The sequence below is a fragment of the Microbacterium oleivorans NBRC 103075 genome (genome assembly GCF_001552475.1).
Classification (GTDB): Bacteria; Actinomycetota; Actinomycetes; order Actinomycetales; family Microbacteriaceae; genus Microbacterium; species Microbacterium oleivorans.
Genome location: NZ_BCRG01000001.1, coordinates 37,414 through 51,698 on the forward strand (window position 1 = coordinate 37,414; position 14,285 = coordinate 51,698).

Consider the following 14,285-nt stretch of genomic DNA (forward strand, 5'->3'; position numbering starts at 1 on the left):
ACCGGAGGAGTCAGGCCTTCTCGAGAGACGGAGAGGGGGATTCGGACTCGTCGTCCTCGTCGTCCTCATCCGTGTACTGGTCGGCCCACTTGTCCTCGTACTGCTCGTCACCAGGCGCGCCGAGCTCACGCTCGAGCGCGTTGATGTTCAAGCTGTAGGTGTCGTACTTCAGCTCACGGGCGATTTTGGTGTTCTTCGCCTTTTGACGGCCACGCCCCATGCGTAACCCCTCATTTCACGAGTGCGGGCTTGGTCCGGCAGCCCGACGCAGTCACAGTCCGGCAGTGGCCGGGAAGAGTAGCATTCAGGCTACCACGGTGCGTTCCCGTCGCCCTCGCGGGCGTGGGGAGCGGGAAAGGTGATCCGACATGTCCGATGCCGCCTCGCAGCCGACCGTCCGCCGTCCGCACCGACCCGTCATCGTGGGGATCGTGCCCGGTCAGTCCGCACGGGTCCTCCGCGAAGCCGCCCAGTACGCCCGCCTGCACGGCGCAGCGTTGCTCATCACTCACGTCGACGTCACCCGCTTCGTGTCCTACGAAGACCCCGACGGCTACGTCCACACGGCTCCGATCAATCTCGACGCAATTCCCAGCGAGGCTCTCGAGACCCAACTCCGCCATGAAGCGGCCCGCTCCCTCTCCGGTGTCGACATCGCCTGGCAGCTCGAGATGCTCGCCGGTGATCCGGCGCTCGCGATGAAGGACCTCGCCGAACGCACCGATGCCCGCCTGATCGTGGTGGGTACGCGCAAGCGGGGGATCGGTGAGTCCATCCGTGAGTTCTTCACCGGGTCCGTCGCGGCGCGCCTCGCACACCGGCAACCGCGCCCGGTACTCGTCGTCCCGATCGGCGAACCGGTGCAGGACGACGAGGACCCGTGGCCCGCGCGGCAGCCCTGGCCCGAGGAACTCTGGCCAGGCGGCTGATCAGCCTCGCGTCGCGCGACGCACGGCCGCGGCCGCCTCGTCGAGCGCGGATTTCAGATCATCGATGACGGATGCCGCCAGGTCGCCGCCGCGTGCGACATGGCTCCGAAGGTCGGCCCGCACCTCGGTGCGGAACTCGCTCAGCAACTCATCCGCGCGGCGCACCTGCTCGCGGGCGGACGTGCGCGCGTCGGATGCGGACGGCTCCGTCGGGCGGGACGGGGCGCTGGATGCCGCGGCCAGGTCGGCCTGCAGGCTGCGCATCGCTTCGCGGACGCCTGCGCGCACCTCGTCGGCGATGAGACGCACGCTGTCCGCGAGGCCGGCTTCGATCCCGGCGAGGTCACCTGAACGAGCGGAGACTTCGGCGCGACCGGCATCCGTGATCTCGTAGACGGTCTTGCGTCCGTCGACGGTCTTCGTCACGAGCCCCTCCTCCTCGAGCTTCGACAGCCGGGGGTATACGGTGCCCGCACTCGGTGTGTACGTCCCGCCGGTGCGATCCGACAGGGCCTGCATGAGGTCGTACCCGTGACGCGGCGCTTCGTGGAGGAGGTTGAGGAGGTAGAGGCGCAGGTCGCCGTGCGAGAAGACGGGGGGCATCTCAGTACTCCTCTGCGACGGGCGCGTCGTCCGAGATCGCGGCCGTCACACGGCGGATGACGGTGACATCGCCCGAGACCGTGTTGGCGCGGACGTCGGCGAACGACCCACTCAGCTCGCCGGTGGTGCCGGCGTAGTTCGATCCGATGCCGCTCTGCGATCGCTCGATGCCGTCGACGCGGAGTTTGCCGCTCACCGTGCGGAGGGCGTACTTCGCGGGGACGCTCTCGTCGAGGCGGACGGTCGCGGCGCCGCTGACGGTGTTGAACGACACGTTCTGGGTCGGCCCCGTCGAATCGATGAGCACGGCGCCGCTGACGGTGTCGGCGTAGGCCGTGCGGATCGTGCCGATGGCCGTGATGGCACCCGACACCGCGTTGGCGTTGATAGCTCCGGTCAGTCCGCGCATCTGCACGTCACCCGACACCGAGTTGGCGGTCACGTCACCGGTCAGGCCGTCGACGATGATGTCGCCCGACACGGTGTTGAGCTTCGCGTCCGAGACGAGACCTGCCACGAGTGCGCTGGCGCTGACGACGCCGAGGGTCAGCGCGATGTCGCGGGGGACGGCGATGCTGATCTCGGCCTGCGGTCCGCCGCTGCCGAAGTTGCGGAACGAGGCCAGGAAGTTGTCCCAGCGCAGCTGAGCATGATCGATCTCGATCGCACCGTCCTGCGCCTCGATGCGGAGTTCCTTCTGAGTCACCGAGTGCACTTCGATGCGCACGCCGGGCTCGTCGTGGGAGACGACGTCGATCTGACCGCCGACCATCCCCACTTTCAGGCGGCGGATGCCGTCGAGGTCGATGATGCGGGTCTCCCCGGGCTGAACCAACCACTTCTCGAGAGTCATGTTGTCTCCTGCGTATAGAGGGCGAATCGAGATATATCGCGTTGCAAGCAAGATAACACGATATATCGCGAGTGTCGAGATCTTCTCTACGCCGACTCTTGACCTTGACGCTGCGTCAACTTCTACCGTGGGACCCATGACGCGGGAGTGGACGATCCAGCAGGTGGCGCGGCTCGCCGGGACGACGAGCCGCACCCTTCGGCACTACGGCGACGCCGGGCTGCTGACGCCGTCGAGGGTCGGGGCGAACGGATACCGCTTCTACGACACCGCCTCACTTCGCAGGCTGCAGCGCATCCTCCTCCTGCGCGACCTCGGGCTGGGACTGCCGCGGATCGCCGAAGTCCTGGCGCGCGACGTGCCCGAAAGCGACGCGCTCTCTGCGCACCTGGGCTGGCTCGAATCCGAGCGGGCTCGCATCGAGCGGCAGATCGCCGCCGTCGCGTCGACGATCGACGCACGGAAAGAAGGAGAAGAACCCATGGCCGAGACGATGTTCGACGGCTTTGATCACACCGTCCACCGCGAGGAGGTCATCCAGCGGTGGGGCGCGGATACCTACGCGCGTTCCGACGCGTGGTGGCGGAACTTGTCGCCCGAGGAGAAGGCGCAGCAGCGAGATGCGTCTGCCCGCCTTGCGGCGGACTGGGCGGATGCGGCGGGTCGCGGCATCCGTCCCGATTCCGCCGAAGCGCGGGAGCTCGCCGCCCGACACGTCGCCTGGCTGCGGAGCATCCCGGGAACACCCGCGTCCGACGGCGGAGATCTGCGCGGCTACGTCCTCGGACTTGCCGACATGTATGTCGCGGACGACCGGTTCGGCGCCGACTACGGCGGTGGCCACGGCGCGAAATTCGTGAGGGAGGTGCTTCGCCACCACGTGAGTGAGTGAGGTGCCCCACACATGTGAGAGGCCCCCTCTACCGTTTCGGGAGGGGGCCTCATTGCGCTCCTTGGGGGAGAGCGCCGCTGACACGCCTGGGGGTGCGCGTCAGACGATCATGTGTTCTTGCGAAGTACCCGCAGCAAGAACGCGATCAGCGCGATGACACCGACGATGATGGCGACCCAGAGCAGGAACTGGAGGCCTTCCGTGATGCCACCCACGATCGCCAAAACGATGGCGATCACGATGATGATGATGAGTGCGAGGTTCATTGGAGGCTCCCTCTGTTTGTCTCCGTTGTCCGCCGAGGCGGGGGTGACGCGGGTGTGCGTCTCATCATTGTTATCAGCGTTCTCCCAGCCGAATACAGGCCCTTGACAGGTGACACGGGCGATGACATACCGTGGCCGCACGCGGACGATCCCAGTCCGCAGGAATACGTGAGGCGGGTGCACCATGCCGGCAGGACGCGGCTCGAACAGCCTGAAGGATCCGGACCTGTACGAGGAGCTCCGCGCTGACGGCGCATCGAAGGAGAAGGCGGCACGCATCTCGAACGCTGCCGCCCGCGACGGTCGGAAGGCCGTCGGCAGTCGCGGCGGCGCAGCCGGCGACTACGAGGACTGGACCGTTGCCGACCTTCGCGCTCGCGCCAAAGAGCTCGGCATCCGTGGGTACTCCGGTGCCCGCAAGGCGGACCTCATCGACATGCTCCGATCGCACTGACGTGCCGCGACTGAAACGGGTGAGGCCGGGCACCGACCTCGGCTACCGCCGGCTGGGTTCGCCGCCGCGCTTCCGATATGTGGATGCCGACGGCAACCCCCTCCCGCAGGACGAAGCCGAGCGTGTGCGCGCCCTCGTCCTGCCCCCGGCGTGGCAGGAGGTCTGGATCTCCGCCGTGCCGAACGGGCACATCCAGGCGACCGGGGTCGATGAAGCGGGCCGCGTGCAGTACCGCTACCACCCGCAGTGGACCGCCGGTCGTGACCGCGGCAAGTACGCGCGTGCCCTCCAGCTCGCCGAGGCGCTGCCTCGGGCGCGGGGGCGTGTGACGACGTCGCTCCGGCGGGAGGACCTCGATCAGGAGCGGGTGCTCGCCGCCGCGTTCCGCCTGCTCGACCTCGCGGCCCCCCGCGTGGGTGCCGAGCGGTACCTCGTGAAGCACGGCAGCCGAGGTCTCACGACGCTGCTGCGGCGCGACGCCGAGGTCGCCGGCACCGTCGTCGCGCTCCAATTCCCGGGCAAGAGCGGGCAGCGTCAGGAGATGGAGGTCGACGACGCCGACCTCGCCGCGGCCGTCGAACTGCTCGTCAGCGGGCGACCGAGCTCGCCTCTTCTCGCCTACCTCCGCGGTCGTCGTCGGGTCGCCCTCAGCCCGAACGACGTCAACGCGTATGTCCGGTCGATGACGGGCGGCACTTTCACCGCGAAGGACTTCCGCACGCTCCGCGGAACCATCACCGCGGCCGACGCGCTTGCGCGGATCGGCCCCGCCTCGAAGAAGTCCGACCTCAAGCGGGCCGAGGTGCTCGCAGTGAAGACCACGGCGGAGACGCTCGGCAACACCCCCGCGGTCGCCCGCAGCTCGTACATCGACCCGAGGGTGTTCGACCGGTACCGGCGCGGCATCCTTCTCGACACCACGATTTCGCCCGAATCGGCGATCCGGACGCTCATCCTCGCCTGACGATCCCTCTCAGCCTCGGGCCCCGCAGGGCGTGGGATAGTGGGAATCTTCACCCTGCACCGTGGAAATGGGCTTTCGTTGTCTCACCTCGCCGTCCTGAGCCTCAAGAACCGCGCGCTCATCGCCCTCATCACGATCGTCGCGGCGATCTTCGGAGGGCTCGCACTCACGAGCCTGAAGCAGGAGCTGATCCCGCCGATCCAGCTGCCACAGCTGTCGATCCTCACCACCTACCCCGGTGCGTCCCCCGACGTCGTCAACAACGATGTGTCGACGCCCATCGAGCAGGCGATCCAGGCCGTACCCGACCTCGAGTCCACCTCGTCGACGAGCACGACGAACGCGTCGATCATCCGGGCATCCTTCGCCTACGGCACCGATCTCGCGACCGCCGAGCAGAAGATCCTGCAGTCGATCAACCGCATCGACGACACCCTGCCCGACGGCATCGACACGAGCGTCCTCGCCTTCTCGACCGATGACCTCCCCGTCATCTCGCTCGCCGTGACCGGGTACGACGACGAGGCCGCGGTGCAGTCCCGGCTCGAGAACGCCGTCGTCCCCGACATCGAAGACCTCGACGGCGTCGCCGCAGCGCAGATCGTCGGCGGCCGCACCTCGCGCGTCACGATCACCCCCGACCAGGACGCGCTCGCCGCTGCGGGGTACACGCAGGCCGCCATCTCCGACGCGCTCGACCAGAACGGCAAGCTCTTCCCCGGTGGCACGGTGAACGAGGGCGATCAGACCCTCACCGTCCAGACCGGCACGAAGCTCGACTCAGTCGATCAGATCACCAAGCTCCCGCTCGTCCCGACGGATGCCGCCCAGATCGCCGCGGGCTCCCTCACCGTCGGCGACGTCGCCAAGGTCGTGCTCGACACCGACCCCGTGACGTCCATCTCGCGCGTCGACGGCGAGCCCGCCCTGACGGTCTCCATCACGAAGCTCCCCGCCGCCAACACGGTCGACGTCTCGCACCTCGTCCGCGACTCCATCGGCGAGCTGAAGGACGCCCTCGGCAGCGGTGCGACCATCACGGTCGTCTTCGACCAGGCGCCCTACATCGAGCAGTCGATCGAGGCGCTCGCGCAGGAGGGCCTCCTCGGTCTCGCCTTCGCCGTCGTCGTCATCCTGATCTTCCTGATGTCGGTGCGTTCGACCCTCGTCACCGCCATCTCGATCCCGACGAGCGTGCTCATCACCTTCGTCGGCATCCAGGCGTTCGGCTACTCGCTCAACATCCTCACGCTCGGCGCGCTCACGATCGCGATCGGTCGTGTCGTCGACGACTCCATCGTCGTCATCGAGAACATCAAGCGGCACTACGTCGGCGACGCGGACAAGCTGCAGTCGATCCTCTTGGCCGTGCGCGAGGTCGCGGCGGCCATCACGGCATCCACCCTCACCACGGTCGCCGTCTTCCTGCCCATCGCCTTCGTCGGCGATCTGACCGGTGAGCTGTTCCGACCGTTCGCACTCACCGTCACGATCGCGATGCTCGCGTCTCTGTTCGTCGCGCTCACGATCGTGCCCGTGCTGGCGTACTGGTTCCTGCGACCGGGCAAGCCGGTGTTGGATGCCGCGGGCCGGGCCATCGACCCCGAGGATCCGACCGCACCGCCGACCCGCCTGCAGGAGTCCTACCTGCCGGTGCTCCGCTGGACGCTCCGCCACTCTGTCGTCACCCTGCTGCTCGCCGTCGTCGTGCTCGGCGGCACCATCGCCGCCGTGCCGCTCATGAAGGTCAACTTCCTCGGCGACTCGGGTCAGAACACCTTCACCGTGACGCAGAACGTGGGCGCGACCGCGAGCCTGAAGACCCAGGACGCCGCGGCCGAGCGGGTCGAGAAGGTCCTCCTCGACGTCGACGGCATCGACACCGTGCAGACCTCGATCGGCTCCTCGGGCTCGGCTCTCCGCGACGCGTTCTCGGGCGGCGGTACCGGCATCACCTACTCGATCACGACCGACCCCGACGCCGATCAGGAGCAGATCCGCACCGACGTGCAGAACGCTGTCGCCGACCTGAAGGATGCCGGCGAGGTCACCGTCGCCGCGTCGCAGGGCGGGTTCGGTTCCAGTGACATCGAGGTCGACGTGACGGCCCCCGACGCGGGCGTCCTCCGTGACGCGACCGACAAGGTCCTCGCGAAGCTGAAGGATGCCGACGGCATCGACCAGGTCGACTCGAACCTCTCGGCATCCCTCCCATTCGTCTCGGTGGCGGTCGACCGTGCCAAGGCCGCAGACCTCGGGCTGTCGGAGGTCGCCGTCGGTGGCCTCGTGTCGAACACGATGCAGCCGCGCCAGATCGGCACCGTCGAGATCGACGATTCCACGCTCACGGTCTACCTGCGGGCGTCGGAGATCCCGAAGACGATCGACCAGCTGCGCGGGCTCGAGATCGCCAGTGCGTCGGGTCTCGTCCGACTCGACGAGGTGTCAACCATCACGGAGTCCGAGGGCCCCTCGTCGATCACGAGCGAGCGTGGACAGCGGACGGCATCCATCACCGTCACTCCGTCGAGCGACGACCTGAACGCCGCGAACGCGACGGTCACCCAGGCACTCGCCGCCGCCGACCTGCCGCAGGGAGCGGATGCCGCGATCGGCGGCGTCGTCACACAGCAGCAGGACGCGTTCGCTCAGCTCGGACTCGCGATCCTCGCCGCGATCCTGATCGTCTACATCGTCATGGTCGCGACCTTCAAGTCGCTCCGCCAGCCGCTGCTGCTGCTCGTGTCGGTGCCGTTCGCGGCGACGGGCGCCATCCTGCTGCAGATCGCGTCGGGCGTTCCGCTGGGTGTGGCATCGCTCATCGGTGTGCTGATGCTCGTCGGCATCGTCGTGACGAACGCGATCGTCCTCATCGACCTCGTCAACCAGTACCGGGAGAAGGGTCTGTCGACCCCCGAGGCGGTGATGGCCGGTGGTGCTCGGCGTCTGCGGCCTATTCTCATGACGGCGCTCGCGACGATCTTCGCGCTCACCCCGATGGCCCTCGGCATCACGGGGCATGGCGGCTTCATCTCGCAGCCCCTCGCCATCGTCGTGATCGGCGGACTCGTGTCGTCCACCGTCCTGACGCTGCTCGTCCTCCCGGCCCTCTACAACCTGGTCGAGGGCGCCAAGGAGCGTCGCGCCGCGAAGCGCGGCGACGTCGCTCCCGCGGTGGCGGCGAGCGAGGCGCCGATGACGCGTCGGGCACGGCGGGGCGCGGCATCCACCGCCGTCACCGGTGCCGCAGCCGTCGACACCGCCCTCGTCATCGAGGAGGCACCGGACGTCGAGATCCCGCTGAACGAGCCGCGGGGCGACTCCGAGCGTCGGGACTGAGGCTCAGCCGACGAGGTCGACGCCCCAGTCGAGCGTCCAGGTCTCGTCCGGCGCGAGCCGGCGGAGGCTCCGGCCGGAGTTGAACGCGTCGGCAGGCGCCGTCATCGGCTCGATCGCGACGGCGAGGTCGTGGCCGGGGAACCGGTCGGTCGTGAACACCTGCACGTACTCGAACCCCTCGCCCGCCCAGACGTTCAGGCGGCGGCCGTCGGGTGCGATGAGGTGCGCCTCGATGCGTCCCTCGCGGCGGGGGAGGCCGGCGTAGGCCACGTCGAGCGCGAGGTCGCCGACGCGGCGCGGCGCGCTCAGGTCGTGCTCGTCGTCGATCGGCTCCTCGGCCACGGGGATGTTCTGCTCGTCGAGGCGGAACCAGGTGCGGGCCTCGAGCTGCAGCGACAGATCCGCGGTGTCGACATCCGAGATGCGGAAGTACGGGTGCGTTCCGACGGCGACGGGCGCGTCACTGGACCCGACGTTCGTGATCTCGTGCGTGACGCGGAGCCCGCCGGCGACGAGCCTGTAGGTCACGCGGTTCTCGAGGTGGTACGGGTACCCCGACTGCGGGAAGACATCCGCGCGCAGGGTGATCGCGGCATCCGTCTGCGTTTCAGCCCGGTAGGGAGCGAAGCGGAGCAGCCCGTGCGACGCGTTGCCGAACTTCGGCTCGGTGATCGCGAGCTGGCGGAGCTCGCCGTCGTCCTCCCAGCGTCCGTCGCGGATGCGGTTCGGCCACGGGACGAGGACGATGCCGGATGCCGCTGGTGTCGGCACGTCGGCGGGGTAATCGGGCACGAGGTCGACCCCACCGACGCGGAGTGCGCGGAGTGCGGCGCCGACCTCGGCGATCTCGGCCGACACGTCGGCGGCGCGGAGGGAGAAACGGGTTCCGGTGGGATCGGCGGCCATGCCGTCAGCGTATCGGCGCGGCGGGTTCCCAGGTGGGACCGGTAGCGTAGTCACGTCGGCGGAGGACACCGCGCTGTGCGCGGGCATCCTGTGTAGTCCTCGGGGCCGATCGCGACGCCCGATCCGCGGTGTCGCAACCAGTAACTGGAATGGCCCCCGGCCGACGGAAGTCCGGGTTTCACCGTGCGTACGCGCACGGCGCTGTTCTCGTGCGAGAACTCAGAAAGCACACGCATGCCCAAGAACAAGAAGCCGGCCGGCGGCCGCGCTCAGAACTTCGAGCCCCGCTTCGGCAAGAAGACCTCCTACCAGGACGCGAAGCGTCGCCCCGGTCAGGCCTCCGCCGGTACCGCCGGCAGCTCGAGCCCCAAGCACCGCGGGTACCGCGCCGCAGAGGAAGGTGGCGCCACGAAGGGCCGCTGGACCGAGCAGGACCGCGCCGGCCGCGCCGAGGCGCGCGGCATCCGCTCTCACGCCCGCAGCGACCGTGGTGACCGTCCCGCCGGTGGCGAGCGTCCGCGCTTCGACCGTGCGGGTGGCGCGGAGCGTCCTCGTTTCGACCGCAGCGAGCGTCCCGCTCGTTCGTTCGATGACCGTCCTCGTCGGGATGACCGCACCGAGCGTCCGCGTTTCGACCGTGCGGGTGGCGCCGAGCGTCCGCGCTTCGACCGCAGCGAGCGTCCCGCTCGTTCGTTCGATGACCGTCCTCGTCGGGATGACCGTCCCGCCGGTGGCGAGCGTCCCCGCTACGACCGTGCCGGCGGCGCGGAGCGTCCTCGTTTCGACCGCAACGAGCGTCCTGCGCGTTCGTTCAACGACCGTCCCCGCCGGGACGACCGGACTGAGCGTCCGCGTTTCGACCGCAACGAGCGGCCCGCTCGTTCGTTCGACGACCGTCCGCGTCGCGATGACCGCACCGAGCGTCCGCGCTTCGACCGTGCCGGTGGCGCCGACCGTCCCCGTTTCGACCGGACCGAGCGCCCCGCTCGTTCGTTCGACGATCGCCCCCGTCGCGACGACCGGACCGAGCGTCCCCGTTTCGACCGTTCCGAGCGCCCCGCTCGTTCGTTCGACGACCGTCCCCGTCGCGACGACCGTCCCCGCCGTGACGACCGTCCGAACCGTGGAGATTGGAAGGCTGACGAGAAGTCGAAGGCCCACCAGGACCACGTCGACGTCGTGCACGAGCGTCTCCAGGCTGAAGCGGTGGATGCCGCATCCGTCGAGCAGGCATCGTTCAGCGACCTCGGCCTCGGCCAGAACCTCGTCCGCACCCTCGAGGGGCTGGGCGCCAAGGCCCCCTTCCCGATTCAGGCTGCGACCGTCGGTCCGATTCTCGAGGGCCGCGACGTCCTCGCCCGCGGCCGCACCGGCTCGGGCAAGACGATCGCCTTCGGCGCTCCGCTGGTCGAGCGCGTGCTCCGAGGTCAGGCCGGCAAGCGCCGCGCTTGGGGCCGTTCGCCGCAGGCTCTGATCCTCGCGCCGACGCGTGAGCTCGCGCTGCAGATCGACCGCACCGTGCAGGAGCTCGCGCAGAGCGTGGGCCTGTTCACGACACAGATCTACGGTGGCGTCCCGCAGGGCCGCCAGGTCGGTGCGCTCAAGAAGGGTGTCGACATCATCATCGGTACCCCGGGCCGCATCGAAGACCTCGAGAAGCAGGGCAAGCTCGACCTGTCCGAGGTCGGCATCGTGGTCCTCGACGAGGCCGACCACATGAGCGAGCTGGGCTTCCTCGAGCCGATGCAGCGCATCCTCCGCCTCGTGCAGGACGACGCGCAGAAGCTGCTCTTCTCCGCCACGCTCGACCGCGAGGTCGCCGCTCTCGTCGACGAGTTCCTCGTGAACCCGGCCGTGTACGAGGTCGCCGGTGAGACGCAGGAGACCAGCACGATCGATCACCGCGTGCTCGTCATCGACCACCGGGACAAGGCCGAGATCCTCACCTCGCTCGTCGACCGCGACGGCAAGACGCTCGTCTTCACGCGGACCCGCGCGTACTCCGAGATGCTCGTCGAGCAGTTCGAGGATGCCGGGATCGCCGCCGTCGCCCTCCACGGCGACCTCAACCAGGCCAAGCGCACCCGCAACCTGCAGCGTCTGACCGACGGCAAGGTCAACGTGCTCGTCGCGACGGATGTGGCGGCTCGCGGCATCCACGTCGACGACATCGACCTGGTCGTCCAGGCCGACGCGCCCGACGAGTACAAGACGTACACGCACCGCTCCGGCCGTACCGGTCGCGCGGGCCGCACGGGCACGGTCGTCACGCTGATCACGCGTCAGCGTCGTCGGCGCATGACCGAGATGCTCGAGCGCGCCGAGATCGACGCGCCGTTTGACGAGGCTCGCGCCGGCGACGACGTGCTCGAGGAGATCACGGGTCGTCAGGCCGCGAACGTCGACGCCTGAGCGTTCTCACTAGGGTGGGCGGATGCCGATCGTCATCCGCCCCCTCGGTGATCCCGACGTCGAGTCGGTCGTGTCGCTGTGGCACGCGGTCGGGCTGACGCGTCCCTGGAACGACCCGCACCGCGACATCGCGCGTGCCCGCGCCGTCTGGTCCGACCTCCTGCTGGTCGCGGCCGACGGCGCTCGTGTCGTCGGGTCCGTCATGGCCGGCTACGACGGACACCGCGGGTGGTTGTACTACCTCGCGAGCGATCCCGATCGCCGCGGCGAAGGCATCGGGCGGATGCTAGTCGCCGAAGCCGAGCAGCGACTCGAAGCACTTGGCTGTCCGAAGGTCATGCTGATGGTCCGTGAGGGCAACGACGCGGTCACCGACTTCTACGGTGCCATCGGCTACGCGCGTGACGCGACGTCCGTCCTCGGCAAGCGCCTGATACCCGACGACTGAGTCAGAAGAGCATCGCGGATGCCTGTTCCCGGGTCGCCTTCTTCATGACGGGCCCCGTGGTCCGCACTGCGCCGGTGGTCCGCACGGCTCCGAGGCCCGCTCGGGGCGGCATGTCCTCCTCCTCGAGGCGCCCGTGCAGACCGTGGCGCTGGAGGATCGGACGCACACGCGCCGACAGCCACGAGCGGTAGCCTGTGGGCGCCGAGACCGACGAGCCCGGGTAGAGGCCCCGATAGGCGGGCACGAGGTCGGGACACTCCCGCTCGAGCCACGCCCAGAACCACTCCTTGGCGCCGGGCCGCAGGTGCAACGCGCCGAACACGACCCGACGGGCTCCGGATGCGGCGATCCGTGCGATCGCGTCGTCGAGGACGTCGATCCCGTCGGTCAGGTGAGGCACGATCGGCATCAGGAAGACCGTGGTCGAGAACCCGGCATCCGTCGCCGCCTTCACCGTGTCGAGGCGCGCCTGGAACGATGGTGCCCCCGGTTCGAGGAGCTGCCGCAACGGCTCGTGCGGAATGGCGATCGACATGGCGATGTGAATCGGGACGCGAGTCGCGGCATCCGTCAATTGCGGCAGGTCGCGGCGCAGCAACGTTCCCTTCGTCAGTATCGAGAACGGCGTGCCGCTCGCCGTCAACGCGTCGATGATCCCCGGCATCAGCGTGTAGCGGCCCTCTGCGCGCTGGTACGGATCGGTGTTCGTGCCGAGGGCGACCGGCTCGTGACGCCACGACGGCTTGGCGAGCTCGCGCGCGAGGACTTCCGCGACATTCACCTTCACGACGATCTGCGAATCGAAGTCTGCGCCGGCGTCGAGGTCGAGGTAGGTGTGCGTGTTGCGAGCGAAGCAGTAGGCGCATGCATGTTGGCACCCCCGGTATGGGTTCACCGACCAGGAGAACGGCATCGCCGATCCGCTCGGCACGTGATTGAGCGCGGACTTCGCGACGACTTCGTGGAAGGTCATCCCCGCGAACTCCGGCGTCGTGACCGAGCGAACGAGTCCACCCATGGACTCGAGGCCGGGCAGGGCGGCCTCGTCGACCGCCGAGATGTTCTGACCCTGCCAACGCATCTCTATAGTCGAACACAGCTTCGAAAGACTGTCAACGATACACGCGGGATGATCGAACACCGGGAACGCGAGGGGTCCACTGCGAGACTGGGCAGGTGTCTGAGACGAGGAGCGCCGCCCGGCGGCAGGTGCTCCGCAGGCGCCGTCAGCGCCGAGCGCTCCTGCTCCTGACGCTCACCACGGCCCTGATCGTCACGCTCGTCGTGGTCGTCACCCGGGCGATCGCACCTGACGACGCCGTCGCAGACCCGGCATCCGATCCCGTTCCGGCCGCGTCGTCACCCGTTGCCGTGTCCTCCCCGCCTGCCGCCGACCCCGCAGAAGCGACCCCGCCGATCTGCGAGACGGATGCCGTGGTCTCGGCGCTCGCCGAGGGTTCCGACGCCGACGTGATCACCGCCTTCGGGGGCGGCGAACCGTTCCGCCGTGCGGTCGCCGACGGCACGGCACCGTGCATCGACCTGCACGAGGCCGGCCGCCTCTGGGTCGTCGCGAACAAGCGGCATCCGCTCAGTCCCATCGACCACTGGCCGTCACCGCAGGCGCGACCGCAGGACGTCCGGATCGTCTCGGGCGGCTCGCTGCTCGCGGAGACCGCTGCCGCCCTCGACGAGTTGTCGGCTGACCTCGTCGCCGCGGGGGCCGGCAAGATCGGTGTGAGCAGCGGCTTCCGCCCCTACGATTTCCAAGTCGAGACCTACAATCGCCACGTCGCCAATCGAGGCAAGGTTGCCGCCGACCTCCGCAGCGCCCGCCCCGGACACAGCGAACACCAGACGGGTCTCGCCGTGGACGTCGTCGCGTGCGATTCCGGATGCGGCGACCACGACGGTTTCGGCGGCACCCCGCAGTCGGAGTGGATCGCCGCGAACTCGTGGCGGTACGGCTTCATCGTCCGCTACGAAGAGGGTCACACCGATACCACCGGGTACTCCGCGGAGCCGTGGCACTTGCGCTTCGTCGGTCAGGAGCTCGCGGCTGCGTACGCCGAGGGTGGCTTCCACACGCTCGAGGAGTTCTTCGGCCTAGAGCCCGCTCCCGACTACCACTGACGAGACGGAACTCAGTCGCGCTCACCCTGGCATTCAATCCCACGGGGCGCGTACAGTGGTGGCTGGCGACGCCGCCCACGAGCGCA

Annotated in this window: 14 protein-coding genes; 8 read left to right on the forward strand and 6 right to left on the reverse strand. The window is 68.9% G+C overall.

Annotation, left to right across the window (positions count from 1 at the left end; translation table 11 throughout):
- Positions 1 to 10 precede the first annotated feature (10 nt).
- Positions 11 to 220 carry a DUF3073 family protein gene (locus tag MO1_RS00185; RefSeq protein ID WP_036310981.1) on the reverse strand — a complete coding sequence of 70 codons (210 nt, stop codon included), beginning with the start codon at positions 218 to 220 and terminating at the stop codon, positions 11 to 13.
- A 148-nt stretch (positions 221 to 368) separates the two neighbouring features.
- On the opposite strand from MO1_RS00185, the gene MO1_RS00190 reads away from it, so the two are divergent.
- Positions 369 to 929 (forward strand): universal stress protein, encoded by a 561-nt coding sequence (locus tag MO1_RS00190; RefSeq protein WP_060914866.1) that lies wholly within the window; start codon positions 369 to 371, stop codon positions 927 to 929.
- Here the strand turns inward: MO1_RS00190 and MO1_RS00195 are convergent, their stop codons facing one another.
- Both MO1_RS00195 and MO1_RS00200 read right to left on the reverse strand, forming a co-directional pair.
- Positions 930 to 1,532 (reverse strand): PadR family transcriptional regulator, encoded by a 603-nt coding sequence (locus MO1_RS00195; protein ID WP_060914867.1) that lies wholly within the window; start codon positions 1,530 to 1,532, stop codon positions 930 to 932.
- Between the two features lies 1 nt (position 1,533).
- Positions 1,534 to 2,385 carry a DUF4097 family beta strand repeat-containing protein gene (locus tag MO1_RS00200; protein ID WP_060914868.1) on the reverse strand — a complete coding sequence of 284 codons (852 nt, stop codon included), beginning with the start codon at positions 2,383 to 2,385 and terminating at the stop codon, positions 1,534 to 1,536.
- Positions 2,386 to 2,521: 136 nt separating this feature from the next.
- On the opposite strand from MO1_RS00200, the gene MO1_RS00205 reads away from it, so the two are divergent.
- Positions 2,522 to 3,277 (forward strand): MerR family transcriptional regulator, encoded by a 756-nt coding sequence (locus MO1_RS00205; RefSeq protein ID WP_060914869.1) that lies wholly within the window; start codon positions 2,522 to 2,524, stop codon positions 3,275 to 3,277.
- A 107-nt stretch (positions 3,278 to 3,384) separates the two neighbouring features.
- On the opposite strand, the gene MO1_RS14675 is transcribed toward MO1_RS00205, so the two are convergent.
- Positions 3,385 to 3,543 carry a hypothetical protein gene (locus MO1_RS14675; protein ID WP_164499361.1) on the reverse strand — a complete coding sequence of 53 codons (159 nt, stop codon included), beginning with the start codon at positions 3,541 to 3,543 and terminating at the stop codon, positions 3,385 to 3,387.
- A 184-nt stretch (positions 3,544 to 3,727) separates the two neighbouring features.
- On the opposite strand from MO1_RS14675, the gene MO1_RS00210 reads away from it, so the two are divergent.
- The 3 genes from MO1_RS00210 to MO1_RS00220 all read left to right on the forward strand — a co-directional run bounded on the left by MO1_RS00210 (position 3,728) and on the right by MO1_RS00220 (position 8,300).
- A complete protein-coding gene (locus MO1_RS00210; protein ID WP_036310967.1) occupies positions 3,728 to 3,997 on the forward strand; it encodes a DUF7218 family protein in 270 nt (89 codons plus the stop codon).
- Position 3,998: 1 nt separating this feature from the next.
- Positions 3,999 to 4,961: a DNA topoisomerase IB-related protein gene (locus MO1_RS00215; protein WP_174520532.1), complete on the forward strand. Its 963-nt coding sequence runs from the start codon at positions 3,999 to 4,001 to the stop codon at positions 4,959 to 4,961.
- A gap of 78 nt (positions 4,962 to 5,039) precedes the next feature.
- On the forward strand, positions 5,040 to 8,300 hold the full coding sequence (locus MO1_RS00220) for an efflux RND transporter permease subunit (RefSeq protein ID WP_060914871.1): 3,261 nt from the start codon (positions 5,040 to 5,042) through the stop codon (positions 8,298 to 8,300).
- A gap of 3 nt (positions 8,301 to 8,303) precedes the next feature.
- On the opposite strand, the gene MO1_RS00225 is transcribed toward MO1_RS00220, so the two are convergent.
- Positions 8,304 to 9,206 (reverse strand): aldose 1-epimerase family protein, encoded by a 903-nt coding sequence (locus MO1_RS00225; RefSeq protein WP_060914872.1) that lies wholly within the window; start codon positions 9,204 to 9,206, stop codon positions 8,304 to 8,306.
- Positions 9,207 to 9,440: 234 nt separating this feature from the next.
- Between MO1_RS00225 and MO1_RS00230 the strand changes: the two genes are divergently transcribed.
- Positions 9,441 to 11,618 (forward strand): DEAD/DEAH box helicase, encoded by a 2,178-nt coding sequence (locus MO1_RS00230; RefSeq protein ID WP_060914873.1) that lies wholly within the window; start codon positions 9,441 to 9,443, stop codon positions 11,616 to 11,618.
- A gap of 22 nt (positions 11,619 to 11,640) precedes the next feature.
- Entirely contained in the window at positions 11,641 to 12,066 is a 426-nt protein-coding gene (locus tag MO1_RS00235) for a GNAT family acetyltransferase (RefSeq protein WP_060914874.1), read from the forward strand.
- Position 12,067: 1 nt separating this feature from the next.
- Here MO1_RS00235 and MO1_RS00240 read toward each other — a convergent pair whose 3' ends face one another.
- Positions 12,068 to 13,147, reverse strand: a complete 1,080-nt coding sequence (locus MO1_RS00240) for an Rv2578c family radical SAM protein (protein WP_060914875.1) — start codon at positions 13,145 to 13,147, stop codon at positions 12,068 to 12,070.
- A 95-nt stretch (positions 13,148 to 13,242) separates the two neighbouring features.
- On the opposite strand from MO1_RS00240, the gene MO1_RS00245 reads away from it, so the two are divergent.
- On the forward strand, positions 13,243 to 14,199 hold the full coding sequence (locus tag MO1_RS00245) for a M15 family metallopeptidase (RefSeq protein WP_255209191.1): 957 nt from the start codon (positions 13,243 to 13,245) through the stop codon (positions 14,197 to 14,199).
- The last annotated feature ends 86 nt before the right edge of the window (positions 14,200 to 14,285 follow it).

Bases quoted from the DNA above. Each gene is read 5' to 3' on its own strand.
- MO1_RS00185 (WP_036310981.1), bottom strand. From the start codon at position 220: ATGGGGCGTGGCCGTCAAAAGGCGAAGAACACCAAAATCGCCCGTGAG.
- MO1_RS00190 (WP_060914866.1), top strand. From the start codon at position 369: ATGTCCGATGCCGCCTCGCAGCCGACCGTCCGCCGTCCGCACCGACCC.
- MO1_RS00195 (WP_060914867.1), bottom strand. From the start codon at position 1,532: ATGCCCCCCGTCTTCTCGCACGGCGACCTGCGCCTCTACCTCCTCAAC.
- MO1_RS00200 (WP_060914868.1), bottom strand. From the start codon at position 2,385: ATGACTCTCGAGAAGTGGTTGGTTCAGCCCGGGGAGACCCGCATCATC.
- MO1_RS00205 (WP_060914869.1), top strand. From the start codon at position 2,522: ATGACGCGGGAGTGGACGATCCAGCAGGTGGCGCGGCTCGCCGGGACG.
- MO1_RS14675 (WP_164499361.1), bottom strand. From the start codon at position 3,543: ATGAACCTCGCACTCATCATCATCATCGTGATCGCCATCGTTTTGGCG.
- MO1_RS00210 (WP_036310967.1), top strand. From the start codon at position 3,728: ATGCCGGCAGGACGCGGCTCGAACAGCCTGAAGGATCCGGACCTGTAC.
- MO1_RS00225 (WP_060914872.1), bottom strand. From the start codon at position 9,206: ATGGCCGCCGATCCCACCGGAACCCGTTTCTCCCTCCGCGCCGCCGAC.
- MO1_RS00230 (WP_060914873.1), top strand. From the start codon at position 9,441: ATGCCCAAGAACAAGAAGCCGGCCGGCGGCCGCGCTCAGAACTTCGAG.
- MO1_RS00235 (WP_060914874.1), top strand. From the start codon at position 11,641: ATGCCGATCGTCATCCGCCCCCTCGGTGATCCCGACGTCGAGTCGGTC.
- MO1_RS00240 (WP_060914875.1), bottom strand. From the start codon at position 13,147: ATGCGTTGGCAGGGTCAGAACATCTCGGCGGTCGACGAGGCCGCCCTG.